The sequence below is a fragment of the Achromobacter sp. DMS1 genome, assembly GCF_001270295.1.
Genome location: NZ_LHSJ01000032.1, coordinates 33,191 through 45,299, shown reverse-complemented (window position 1 = coordinate 45,299; position 12,109 = coordinate 33,191). Strand labels below are relative to the sequence as shown.

Genomic DNA, 12,109 nt, shown 5'->3' with positions numbered 1-12,109 from the left:
GCCGCACCGGCCGCCGCAACCCGGCGCGCGCCATTGCGGCGCCCGCCGCAATCACAGGGGAAAACATGTCCGGATTCAAGCGGAGGCCGCCGCAACCCGGCGCGCGCCATTGCGACGCCCGCCGCAATCACAGGGGAAAACATGTCCGGATTCAAGCGGATCGCCATGGCATGCGCGCTGGGCGCGATGCTGGCATTCAACGCGCAGGCCCAGGGCGTCGCCGACGCCAGGGCCATGACCATCGTCGTGCCCTACGGCGCCGGAGGCATCGTCGACAACACCGCACGCGCCTTCGCCGAGAAAATGTCGCAAGAGCTCGGGCGGCCCGTGGTCGTCGAGAACCGCGGCGGCGCCGGCGGCATGATAGGCATGAACGCGGTCGCCCGCGCGGGCGGCGACGATACGCTGGCCTTCAGCGCGGTCAGCCCGGTCACGCTGTCGCCGCACGTCATGAAAACCCTGTACGACCCGCTCAAGGATCTGGCGCCCGTGGCGTCCGTCATGTATTCGCCGGTCTACCTGGTGGGCGGGCCGCGCTTCCAGGGCTCCACCTTCCAGGACTTGCTGTCGCAGGCCAAGGCCGACCCGGGCGGGTTGTCGCTTGCGACGGCGGGCGTCGGCTCCCTGGGCCACCTCATGCTGGAGCAGATCAACAACCAGGCCGGCGTGCGCATCACCCACGTGCCCTACAAAGGCATGGCCCAGATGGTGCCCGACGCGCTGGGCGGCCAGTTCTCGCTGATGCTGGTCAACGCCTCGGGCCCGGTCAACGCCCTGATCGCCGAGGGCAAGCTCAAGCTGCTGGCCGTGGGCTCTCCCGCCCGCCTGCCCGGCCATCCCGACGCGCCCACCCTGGCCGAGCTGGGCTATCCCATGGCCAACATGACGTCCACCTTCGGCTTTTTTGCCCCAGGCGGCAGCACGCCCGCCTTCCGCCAGCGCATGAACGCGCTCATCAACAAGATCGCGGCCATGCCGGAGATCGAAAAACCGCTCGCCAGCGCGCTGAACGTCATGTCCACCGGCACCATCGCCCAGTTCGAGGCCCAGATCCGCAAGGAATACGCCGACAACGGCAAGATCGTGCGGCAGGCCAACATCCGCGCCGAATAGCCGAACGCAAGCCGATATTCCCGCAAGCGCTCACCCCAGCAAACCGGCCTCCAGCTCGCGCAGGCAGGTTTGCGCCGATTCCCACTCGTGTTCGCTGAAGACCCGCAGCCCGGCCTGGCGCAGCAGCCAGGCGTGACCCCTGCGCCGGGCTGGCGCGCGCCCGTATGGGTGCCGTCATACACGTAGCCGCGGCCTCCGCGAACCGCAGGCCAAAGTGGTCCATGCGCCGCCAAGCCGCCGCCACAAGACAAAATCCTCAGCAAAAACAAAGACATGAAAAGTCGCGAACCCTCACGGGGGCACGCACGAACACTTAGGGTTCGCGGTCGCCTAGAATACCAGCGGCGCATCCAGGTCCAACACGGGTTTGGCGCCGACGTGCTCGACCTTGCTGCGCCATTGCCGACCCAGGTAGTAGAACCGCAGGCTGTCCCGGACCGGATCGATCGTTTCCATCAGCCTGGCCTTCAAGATGGTCCATTGGGCGGAATCCACCTCGATCTCGAATACGGAAAATTGCACGCGCTGACCGTAGTCCAGGCAGGCCCTGGCAAGCCGGCGCAATCTGCGTGCGCCGCCCGGGTCCGTGGTGCTGACGTCGTAACTGACCAGTACCATCATCGACGGACCTCACTTCCACAGGAATGGCGGATAGGCATCGAGGTCGCCTCGCAGATGACGCGCCAGCAATTGCGCCTGGATGAACGGAAAGAGGCCGATTGCCGCTTTTTCGTCGATGAACGCATGACGCAGCTCCTCGCGCTTGCGCTCCTGGTAGGCCACCAGCACCGCCTTGCGCGCGGCCTCGCTCAACAATACGGCGCCGTTGTCCATGTACTGAAAGTCTTGCTCGCCCACCTGCTTGCGGTTGATCAGCGAAAGCGCCAGGCGATCCGCCAGCAGCGGCCGGAATTCCTCCAACAGGTCCAGCGCCAGGCTGGGCCGTCCTGGCCTGTCCCGGTGCAGAAAGCCCACCGCCGGGTCCAGGCCCACGCTTTCCAACGCCGACCGGCAGTCATGCGTGACCAGCGTATAGAGAAACGACAGCAAGGCATTGACGGCGTCGCACGGCGGCCGCCGGCTGCGTCCCGAAAAGCGCATGGCCGGACTGTCCACACGGATCAGCGCATCGAAAACGCCAAAGTACGCTTGCGCGGCCTCGCCCTCGTAGCCACGCAGCAGGTCCACGCCAGAGTCTTCATCGTGCAGCTTCTTGGCGATCATCTCCAGGCGCTTGTGCGCGTGCGCCAGCGCCGCCTGCCGATCGGTCGGCAAACCGTCGCCGTGATCCCGCAAGGCGCGACCCAGCACCACGCGCTGGTTGTGCAGCTTGCCCAGCAGCAGGTTGCGCACGATGGCGGCACAGCGCCCGGGATTGTCGCTGGCCCGATACTGCTGGCGGCGCAACAATACGTTGCCGGACACCGGCCCTTCGACGCGCGCCAGGAACCGGCCGTTCGGCGTGAGGAAGCTGGTGCATATGCCCTGCTCCGCGCAATAGCCCAGCAAAGGCGGAGACACCAGTACCCGCCCGAAACAGACCAGGCTCTCCAGCATGTGCACCGGCAACCGGACGCGCTCCTGCTGTTCGACCTCCATGACAATGTTGGCGCCATCTTTGTGCAACCAAGCGCCATCGGTGGTGACGTACAAGGTATTCAACTGTCTGCGCATGACTCGCCTTCCATATCCTTGGACCACTGCTCCGCCAGCCAGACATTGACCCCTTTGTCACGCCCCAGCAGCCGGGGCTGGCAAAGGTCCAGCAGCGAGCAGGCATCGCATAAGCGAGGACGGTACCGGGCCGTGGGCGTATGACCCGCCACGAGCATCGCGCGCACGGCGGCGATGGTTTCCAGGGTAAGCTGGCGCAGTCCGTCGTCGAAAAGCACTTCGACGCGCCGGCGCGTTGCGCCGTAGTAGAGCGCCCCGGCGTCGATACGCTGCCCCAGCATGGATTCCAGGCACAGAGCCTGCGCGCACAACTGCACTTCGTCGGCCCGGTTCGCCTTGGGGCGCCCGCGCTTGTATTCGACGGGGAAGGCGCGCTCGCCGTCCGGGGCCTGGTGGAATTCCACCACGTCGCAATGCCGCTGACCCCCAGGCGATTTTCGGCCAGCGGCATCGCCGTGACGACACGCACGCCCTTGCGGCGCTCGATCTTGGGCCGGTCAGCCTTTTCGTGCAGCAGGCGGCCTTCGGCGGTATGCCGGCTTTCCGCCCAAAGCTGCTCGACATGGATCAGCGCGCATTGCCGCGGGCAATACAGGTAATGCTGCAATGCCGAGAGGGCAATGACGTCGTCTTCGTCCATGGCATTCCCCGCGAGGCGCGCGAGGTCACATCAGCTCGCGCACGGTCACGCCGGCCGGCACGGCCGCGGTGTCGACGCGGACCCGGTAGTCTTCGTATCGGCGGGGCGAGGCGGCATCCGCGCCCGGGGCCCGCTCCACCTTGACGGCATCGAACAGCACGTGGGCCGGCGCGTTCCCCATCGCGCTCTCATGCTCGAACACGATGAGCTTGCGCGCCGCCATTTCGCCGCGCGCCGCGGAGCGGTCATGCTCGAACATATTGGCGAGCGCGCGCCAGAGCAGCTCCAGATCCTCGTTGGAGAATCCCGTGCGCTCGGCGAGCCTGGCGGAAATATAGCCATGGGCACGGTACAGGCCATAGGGAATGATGTGCTTGCGGCCCATGGTGCGGTTGTCTCCGCTCTGCGCTTCGGCCTCTTTCTCGGTGGTGACCGCCATGCGGGTGATGGAAACTTCCAGCGGCACCACGGGATCGATGGAGGTGGCGAAGGCCATCTGTACCGGCCCGCGCACCTGGCCTGCATTGACGCCGGTCGTCATCACGGCGCCAAAGCTGCGCACGTCGAAGAAGTTGGCGCACATCCAGGCGGTGATCTCGCGGGCCTTGGCCTCCTCCTTGGGCAGCTTCTTGTCCACCGGCTCGATGCCCACGGCCTCATACGCCTTGAGGTGCTGGTTGTTCAGAACGGCCTTTTCCTGCATGTAGATCGCATAGCCCGCAGCGTCCTCCTTGTCCAGCGCCACGAAATTGCGGATCTTGCGCTTGAGGCAGACGTCGGTGACCAGGCCCCGGTTGGTTTCGGGGTCCAGGCGCGGCAGGTTGCCGGCGTCCGGGTCGCCATTGGGGTTGCCATTGGTGATGTCGAACAGGTAGACGAATTCGTAACGGTGGGTGATGGCGGTCATGCTTGAGTTTCCTCGATGTGGTCTTCGGTGGATTCCGTATTGCCGCTGTCGGCGCCATCCTCCTGGCGGAAGCGGCTTTGCTGCTGATGGTAGTAACCGATGGCGAACCGGCCTTGATCCTCGATGCGCAGGCTGCGGGGGAAGTTGTCGGCAAGTCCCCCGACGATCTCTCGAATGTCCATTTCCAGACCAGCTGCGGCGGCCGGCTTGTCCTTGCGCAACCGTGCCAGATGGTTTTGCGCGTTGCGCAGCAGCACAGGGAATACCAATGCCGGCGTCGCCGACGCCGCGCCGTAGTAGCGGTCGCGAATGGTTGCATTGATCTGCTTGCCCAACGCCAGCCGCTGGACGGCCTCCAGCACGGCGAACAAACGTCCGAGCCGATAGCCGGGATGGGTGGATGCCTTGTCGAGACTCACGGGGATCTCCTCTTTGTCGCTATTGATTCCCAGGCGGCGCTCGCGCGCCAGAATACCTTTGCAAATGGCCACGCGCAGCCCCGACACATGGCCGTCGCTGCGCATGCGCATCAGGGCGTTGGCCAACAGGCTGCGCGGATAGGGCCTGCCGGTAAGCACCGCGCGCACGAGTTCACCGACGAGCTGGCTGGCCGCGTCGTCCATGGATGCGCTGTCCTTGTATTGCGGCGCCGTGGCCAGCACGACACGATAGGCCGAGGGGGCGGTCTTCCAGGGTCGGGGGTCGAGATGGAAGTCCGCGGCATGCTCGGCCAGGCGGCGGGCGAACAGCCCCAGGGTGCCGACCTCCCAGAAGCGGATGGCGATGCGCGCGGCATTGGGCGCCAGGCCCAGCACGTACATGCGCGTGTCTTCCTGAAGCCTGGGATCGATATCGGCCAAGGGCCGGCCCTTCTGCACCTTTTCCAGTTCGCTCCGGATGCGTGCGGCCTCCTGCTCGTCCGTGGGGCGGTCGTCAAGCAGGTCGGCCAGCAGCAGCTCGGCCCGCTCGGCCTCTTGCGCATCGGCCGCCTCGGCCCAAAAGACGATGCTGGTATCGCCGATCTGCAGGCGCTGGCGGTTGTGCTCGCCGCGGCGCAGCAGATGATTGAGCACGGCGGTGTAGGCAAACGCCGCCCGTTCGGAAACGGGCGCGTTGTCGCCCTGGCTCTTGCCGTAGGAAGCGAAGGACTCCTGATTGAAGGAGACGATGGAGGCGCCCGAGCTCTGCGCGCCGCTGACACCCTTGATGGCCGGATGCAGGCGCGCCGCGGGCAACGGCTCGCCGGTCACCAGGCAAATCGCCAGCGGCGGCTGGCCCTCCGCCTGGCTGGCCAGCAACTGCGCGCGTAGAGCCTGCGCGGCGGGGCGCTCGTGCAAATAGGTCCGTTCGCCGTCCAGGCGGAACACCAGGTTGGCGTCCAGCATATCCTCGCTGAAGTGCGGAGCGGCGAACCGCGCTGGCGTCCAGGCCTCCAGAAAAGCCAGCAGCGCCTTCAGGCCCGCGTCCTGCGTGCCGGCCAGATGCTCCTGATGCAAGGACTTGAAGGCGGCGTGCTCCTTGTCGGCGCGCTTGCTGGTCGCGCTGATGCCGAGTACGTAGCTGGTCTTGTCCCAAAGAAAGTTGGACTTGATGCCCACCGTGCGTTTTTCGGGCTGGGGCACGTTCATCAGGCGCGGCTGCGGCTTCTTGCCCGTGTTGTCGCGGATGTCGTTGACCTGCACCACGCCGCCATCGGCGGACAGCAGGATTTCGTAGCTGATTTTCTCGGGGCTGTAGCCAAAGGGCGCCAGGCCCTCGGTCCGGCGTTCCAGCAGCCGTTGGTAATAATCGACGAGCGCCTGCAGAATCATGGCCGGCTCTCCACGCCGCGCCAGGGCGGCACCTCGATCACGCCTTGCGCCATGCGGGCGCGGAAAAAGCGCGGCGCCATGCCCTGGGCGAAATCGATGTCATGCAGCATCCAGCCCAGGTCGCGCTCGGCCAACAGGCTTTCGTGCGGCGCGGGCAGACTTTCGCCCTCCTCGATCAGGGCGAAGGCCGCCGGAAACTCGCGCACGCCCAGGCACGGCATGTGAAAGCACTGCCCCTTGCGCGCGCGGCGATTGAAGATGTCCAGATGCTTGCCCACCGAATCGTCCGCGCCAGCCTTGGGCGTAAGCTCGAAATGGGCCTCGATCACATAGGCCACGTCGCGCAGCACCATGGCCGCGCGCTGCTGGCGGTCCTGGTCCACGTAATTCGTCAATCCCGCCGTCGAGCCGGCCTTCATGGCCCGGGACACGTTGGCCGGGGAAATCTTGCTGCCGACCTCGTTGCGCCGGATCGATTCGAAGCGGATCGGCTTGAGCACGCGGATGCGGTCTATGTGCCAGCGGATCGCCGGTTTCCAGTGAATGGCCTCCAGGATGCCGCGCGCGGCCGAAGGCGTGATGACGTCATAACTCACACGCTCGCTTTTCATCTCGGGTCTGGTGAAGCAGGCGCGCTCGCCCCATACCTTCACTCGCACACCAAAGCCCATACTCTGCCCCTCCTCATGCCACCTGCGGTGGCTCTCGAAAATTCCATATACCTACCAGCACAGATGGTCCGCCTCTATCAGGCCAGGATCGTCGCTGTTGATGCCATAGTCCGGGTGATACAGTCCGGGGTGAACCAATTGCATGAACTGATCTCCCCAGTCGCCTGGGTTCACGGGTGCAATAGCGCCCGCCTTGTACAAGGCGTCGAACTCCTTCCGGCCCAGTTGCACCAGGTAAGGTTGCAAGCGCCTGGCAAGGCGCACGCAGCCTTTCGTGAACTTCAATGCTTCCAAGGCGTTGCGCGCGTCATCGTCGTACGGCACGATCACCGGCATCTGCACGCTGTCGATCATGCGGAATTCGGCGGCCAGCGTTTCCATGGGCAGGCTGTCGATCCGGCTATCGGCCAGGCGCCCCAACAAATTGGGGCCGTCCAGCGCGGCCGATCCTTTTTGCCAGTACAGCCCCGCAAAATAGTCTTCGATGGCCTGCGGAGACAGCGGGTCCGCCTCGAATTTCCTGAGCGTCTCGCGCGCGCGGCCTGGGCGTATTGCGCCAGCTCGGGCGGCGGCGCCCAATCCGGGTTTTCGGGCAGGAACACCAGCACCTCGCTGCCGTCACGCGGGCGCAGCCCTTCGCGGTTGCAGCGGCCAGCGGCCTGGGCGATGGAATCCAGTCCGGCCTCGGCACGCAGTACGGTGGGAAAATCCACATCGACGCCGGCTTCGATCAGGCTGGTAGAAACCAGACGACAAGGCTGTCCTTTCTTGAGCCGCGCCCGCACCTCGTCCAGCACGGCGCTGCGGTGCCTGGCGCACATCAGCGTCGTCAGGTGGCATGCGCCGGGCAGGTCGGCCATGGCCTGGTAGACGGCCCGGGCATGGCGGCGGTTGTTGACAATGCACAGCACCTGCTCGCGCGCACGCATGTGGCCGGCCAGCGCCTCATCATCCAGCATGCCAAGGTGCCTCACGCGCACGCGCTCCAGCTTCCTGAACAACCGCCCCGGATCCGGCGCCAGTTCGCGCACCTCGGTGAGGCCGCCTTCGAACGCCGGCGCCGCCAATGCCGGCTGAGTGGCCGTGCACAGCACCACGCTGGCCCGATAGTTGCGCGCCAGCTCGTCGATGGCTGCCACGCAGGGCCGCAGCAGCTTGAGCGGCATGGCCTGTGCCTCGTCCAGCACCACGACGCTGCCCGCGATGCGGTGCAGCTTGCGGCACTGCGAGGGCCGGGCGGCGAACAGGCTTTCGAAGAACTGCACGGCTGTGGTGACGACGATGGGCGCGTCCCAGTTCTCCATGGCCAGTTGCAGCTTCTTTTGCGCCTGGTACTTCTCGGGGTCGTCGCGCGGCGGCTCGGACTGCACGAAGGCGCTGTGGTGTTCGAGCACGGCCTGGTCGCCCAGCGGCCCGAGCGCTTTGCGGAATACGGCGGCGTTCTGCTCCACGATGCTGGTGAACGGAATCACGAAGATCACCCGGCGCAGGCCATGCCGTATCGCGTGGTCCAGCGCGAAAGCCAGCGAGGCCAGCGTCTTGCCCCCGCCCGTGGGCACGGTCAGCGAAAACAGCCCGGGCGCCCGTTCGGCCCGCTCGCGCACGTGCCGAAGAATCTCCGCCCGGATGGCGTTGACCTCGCCATGGCCCGACAGACCCGCCAAGTATTGGTTCAACTCGGCCTGCAATTGCACGAGGCCGGGCGGGTTTGTATCGGCACCGCGATAATCCGGCAGACCTTGCGCACGCAGGTAAAAACGCTCGGTATCCAGAAAATCGGCGTCCACCAGGCAGGAAAACAGCATGCGCGCCAGAAAGGCCCATTGAAAATTCGCGCGCGCACGGCTGTGCGCTTTCAGCCTCGGTAATGCCAGCTCAGCCGGCAACGTGAAATCCTGCTCCCAGGCGGGATCGAGAGCCGGCAATTCAAAGCCGGGGTCCAGCCGCTGCCGCAATGCGGTTCTCTCGCCCTCGCCATCGCCGTTGGCGAGCCCGGCGTGATGGCCGGCGATGCCGTAGGCCAGCAAATGCCCCAGGTGCGGGTACCGCCGCACGGCGACGCGGGCGCCCCAGGTGGAATGGTCCACGCGATGCGCGGCGCCTCGCAGCCGCTGTTGAAACGCCTCGCTGTATTTACCCAGATCGTGCAGCCATCCCTGGACCTCAGCCAACTCCGCCGCGCCAAAAGCCCCGGCGAACCGTCGGGCCAGGGCGCCCACGCCTTTCAGGTGATCGGGCAGAGATTGCCAATCGGCCCTTGAAGCATCCGCGGTAGAGTGAGCGAAGAATGAAAACGCCGGCACATCCCATCCTCTATAACCTCAACGGATAAATCATATCGTAATTTATAAAAACATTTACTCACACAAACGGCAGCCGATGGGCCGACCGACGCCCGATGCCGGCATATTCAGAAAAACAGAAACCCCGCCCCCGAAATTTCACCCGATACGCGGCGCTTGGCCGCCTTCCCGGGCGCGCCAACAATTACGGGAATGAATGCAAAACACAAGAACCGTTTTATGGAGCGGCAGGCGTTCTCAGTATTTTTTGGCCGTATCCAGGACATCTGCCTGTCGCCTGTCCGCCGCCGGAAAAACGCGCGCGACCTTCGTTCCATGGCGATATACCGCCCAGTCCGTCGCCTCCGAGTTTCTTGGGAAACATGAGATCAGGCTTTCGGGCCGGGCACATGAATAAAAGAAAAGGGCGTCCCGCGAGTAAACTGCCCCCGAAGGTCGGATCTATGTCCAACGCTCGGGGAGCAGTCTACATGGACGCCCCCTTTTCCCCTGCTTATCGCGGTATCAGCAGCCTTGCATTGCCAGCTTGCGTTGCCGCTGGTTGCTCGCGCGCTGCCACAGCACCAGGCCCAATCCCGCCGCGGCGATGACGGCTCCAGCGATGGGCACCGCTCCATAGCCCATCCCCGCCGAGATCACGCCCCCACCCGCTGCCGCGCCCAGCGCATTGCCCAGGTTGAAGGCGCCCACGTTCACCGACGAGGCCAGGCCCGGCGCATCGGTGGCGGCACGCATCACGCGCATCTGCAGCGGCGGCACCACGGCGAACGTGCCGAAGCCGAAAATCAGCAGGGCAATAGCCGCGCCAGTCTGCGTGGCGGCCAGCCACGGAAACGCCAGCAGGTCAGCGATGATCAGCACCAGGAAGGCGATCAGGCTGCCGTCCAGCGAGCGGTCGGCGAAGCGCCCGCCCGCGGTATTGCCGATGGTGAAACCGATGCCGATCAGCACCAGCATCGCCGTGACGAAATGGGGCGAGGCGCCCGTCAGTTCGGCCAGGGCCGGCGCCACATAGGTGTAGAGCGTGAACATCGCGCCCGCGCCCAGCACCGTAGTCAGCAAGGCCACCAGCACCACCGGACTCTTGAGCACGGCAAGTTCGCGGCGGATGTCGGGGCGGCGTCCAGCCTCGCCGGCCGGCAGCGCAAACCACAGCGACAACATCGCAATCAGGCCCAGCGCCGAGGTCGCTGCGAACGACATGCGCCAGCCTATGGCCTGGCCCAGCCAGGTCGCCGCCGGCACGCCGCCCACGTTGGCGATGGTCAGCCCCAGAAACATGGTGGCAACGGCGCTGGCCTGCTTGTGGCGCGGCACCACGCTGGCCGCGACCAGCGAACCCAGGCCGAAGAACGCGCCATGGTTCAGGCTGGTGACCAGCCGCGCCAAGAGCAGTGTGGTGTAGTTGGGAGCCAACGCGGACAGCACGTTGCCTGCCGTGAAGATCGCCATCAGCACCAGCAGCGCATTGCGGCGCGACCAGCGCGACAGGGCCAGCGTCATCAACGGCGCGCCCGCCATCACGCCGATGGCGTAGGCGCTGACCAGCATGCCGGCGCTGGGGATGGACACGTCCACGCCCTCGGCGATCACGGGCAGCAGGCCCATGGGAGAAAACTCGGTCACGCCGATGCCGAAAGCGCCGACGGCGAGCGCCAACAGCGGCAGGCCGGTTTTCACCGGCTGAGAGTCCTGGGGATGCATAGGGTTTCCTTGGGTTCGATTGCGCCGATTGGGGAGTCCCGGGAGCCAGCCGGCGCGGATGGCCGGGGCGCGGGAAAGCCCGATCGGAAGGCAGGCGCCCAGTATGCCGCCCCCATGCTTGCGGAAAAAGCCAGGAAACAGCGAAACACTTTTGACTTGGAGTCATGAATTCCGGAGGCGGCCCCCAAACCCCGCCCTGCGGCGTCAAACCAGCCCCAGCAGCCTTTCCGTCTCCCTTGCCAGGGCGACCAGGCGCGGGCCGATGTCGGCGGCGCGTTCCCGGTAAGGACCGTCGCCCGCCGGCACGCCGCAATTGAAGACATACAGCAGCGACTGGTAAGGCCGTCCCAGCGGCGCGGCAAAGCCGTAGGCGTCCGGGCGCCACTCCAGGTTGTTGCCGCAATAGCCCTTGCGCTCCAGGTCGCGGCGCGCTGCCGCCAGGCTGGGGAAATGCGCGTCGTAATGCCGGGCGTCGGCCACGCGCAACTGATTCAGCACGGCGGCCCGCTCTTCGTCCGAAACCCGCGCCAGCCACGCCTTGCCGGCGGCGCTGGACAGCAGCGGCAGCGAAGCGCCGATATCGGGCCGGGTCTGCAAGGCTTCGTTGGAGCGGGCGGTTTCCACATACACCATCTGCAGGCGGTCGCGCACCACCAGCGACACGGCCCCGCGCGCGTGGTCGGCCAACTGCTTCATCAGCGGCCGCGCCAATTGCCGGATCTGCATGCTGGCCAGCAAGGGGTAGCTCAGCGCCAGCACCGAAGCGCCCAGCCGGTAGCGCGCGGGCTCGTCTTCGCGCTGCAAGAAGCCCAATTCCACCAGGGTGTGCGTCAAGCGCGCGACGGCGCTGCGCGACAACCCCGTCTGCTGCGCGAAATCCTTGTTGGCCAGCACTGGCTTGTCGGCCCGGAAGCAGGCCAGGATATCAATGCCGTGCGCCAGCGTGGAGGTGAATTCCCGGTCCGGGTCACGCGTCGTCATTCTGGCGCTCCAACATTTTTTCCACCCGCGCCACCAGTGTGCGCAAGCGGGGCGCGATGCGGCCGCGCAAGTCGCCCGCGCGCAATCGCGTCACCGGCACGCCGCAGTTGAACACCAGCGTCTGGCCGTCAACGCGCGTGCGCATGGGCACCGCCACCGCATGCACGTCCGAATGCCAGTCGCCCTGCCCCACGCAATAGCCATGTTCGGCATAGTCGCGCTGCGCCTGCTCCCAATCGGGCGCATGGCGCCGCCAGATCGCCGGATCCTGGCGCCGCAGCGCCGCCAGCACGGATTCGGCCTCG

General features: G+C 66.0%; 12 protein-coding genes and 1 pseudogene. 1 reads left to right on the top strand and 12 read right to left on the bottom strand.

Annotation, left to right across the window (positions count from 1 at the left end; all coding sequences use genetic code 11):
- Window positions 1-141 precede the first annotated feature (141 nt).
- Window positions 142-1,113, top strand: a complete 972-nt coding sequence (locus AD428_RS06320; protein WP_053244557.1) for a Bug family tripartite tricarboxylate transporter substrate binding protein — start codon at window positions 142-144, stop codon at window positions 1,111-1,113.
- Window positions 1,114-1,443: 330 nt separating this feature from the next.
- Here AD428_RS06320 and cas2 read toward each other — a convergent pair whose 3' ends face one another.
- The 12 genes and pseudogenes from cas2 to AD428_RS29310 all read right to left on the bottom strand — a co-directional run bounded on the left by cas2 (window position 1,444) and on the right by AD428_RS29310 (window position 12,096).
- Window positions 1,444-1,734, bottom strand: a complete 291-nt coding sequence (cas2, locus tag AD428_RS06315) for a CRISPR-associated endonuclease Cas2 (protein WP_053244134.1) — start codon at window positions 1,732-1,734, stop codon at window positions 1,444-1,446.
- A gap of 9 nt (window positions 1,735-1,743) precedes the next feature.
- A complete protein-coding gene (gene cas1c / locus AD428_RS06310) occupies window positions 1,744-2,787 on the bottom strand; it encodes a type I-C CRISPR-associated endonuclease Cas1c (protein ID WP_053244135.1) in 1,044 nt (347 codons plus the stop codon).
- On the bottom strand, window positions 2,772-3,194 hold the full coding sequence (gene cas4, locus AD428_RS28795; RefSeq protein WP_255352189.1) for a CRISPR-associated protein Cas4: 423 nt from the start codon (window positions 3,192-3,194) through the stop codon (window positions 2,772-2,774). Before cas4 ends, cas1c begins: the two co-directional genes overlap by 16 nt.
- A gap of 140 nt (window positions 3,195-3,334) precedes the next feature.
- Window positions 3,335-3,427: pseudogene (locus AD428_RS28790) on the bottom strand (CRISPR-associated protein Cas4); the annotation flags it as partial.
- A gap of 25 nt (window positions 3,428-3,452) precedes the next feature.
- Entirely contained in the window at window positions 3,453-4,334 is an 882-nt protein-coding gene (gene cas7c, locus AD428_RS06300; RefSeq protein WP_053244137.1) for a type I-C CRISPR-associated protein Cas7/Csd2, read from the bottom strand.
- A complete protein-coding gene (gene cas8c, locus AD428_RS06295) occupies window positions 4,331-6,145 on the bottom strand; it encodes a type I-C CRISPR-associated protein Cas8c/Csd1 (protein ID WP_053244138.1) in 1,815 nt (604 codons plus the stop codon). The genes cas7c and cas8c overlap by 4 nt, the downstream gene beginning before the upstream one ends.
- Window positions 6,142-6,816, bottom strand: a complete 675-nt coding sequence (gene cas5c / locus AD428_RS06290; RefSeq protein ID WP_053244139.1) for a type I-C CRISPR-associated protein Cas5c — start codon at window positions 6,814-6,816, stop codon at window positions 6,142-6,144. The genes cas8c and cas5c overlap by 4 nt, the downstream gene beginning before the upstream one ends.
- 51 nt (window positions 6,817-6,867) lie before the next feature.
- Window positions 6,868-7,197, bottom strand: coding sequence for a hypothetical protein (locus AD428_RS29315; RefSeq protein WP_369798682.1), 330 nt, complete (start codon window positions 7,195-7,197; stop codon window positions 6,868-6,870).
- A complete protein-coding gene (gene cas3, locus AD428_RS06285) occupies window positions 7,167-9,035 on the bottom strand; it encodes a CRISPR-associated helicase Cas3' (RefSeq protein WP_369798708.1) in 1,869 nt (622 codons plus the stop codon). Before cas3 ends, AD428_RS29315 begins: the two co-directional genes overlap by 31 nt.
- A gap of 588 nt (window positions 9,036-9,623) precedes the next feature.
- Window positions 9,624-10,823, bottom strand: coding sequence for an MFS transporter (locus AD428_RS06275; RefSeq protein WP_053244141.1), 1,200 nt, complete (start codon window positions 10,821-10,823; stop codon window positions 9,624-9,626).
- Between the two features lie 204 nt (window positions 10,824-11,027).
- Window positions 11,028-11,804, bottom strand: coding sequence for an IclR family transcriptional regulator (locus tag AD428_RS06270; RefSeq protein ID WP_053244142.1), 777 nt, complete (start codon window positions 11,802-11,804; stop codon window positions 11,028-11,030).
- Complete coding sequence (locus AD428_RS29310) at window positions 11,791-12,096, bottom strand: hypothetical protein (protein ID WP_369798709.1); 306 nt, start codon at window positions 12,094-12,096, stop codon at window positions 11,791-11,793. Before AD428_RS29310 ends, AD428_RS06270 begins: the two co-directional genes overlap by 14 nt.
- Between the last annotated feature and the right edge of the window lie 13 nt (window positions 12,097-12,109).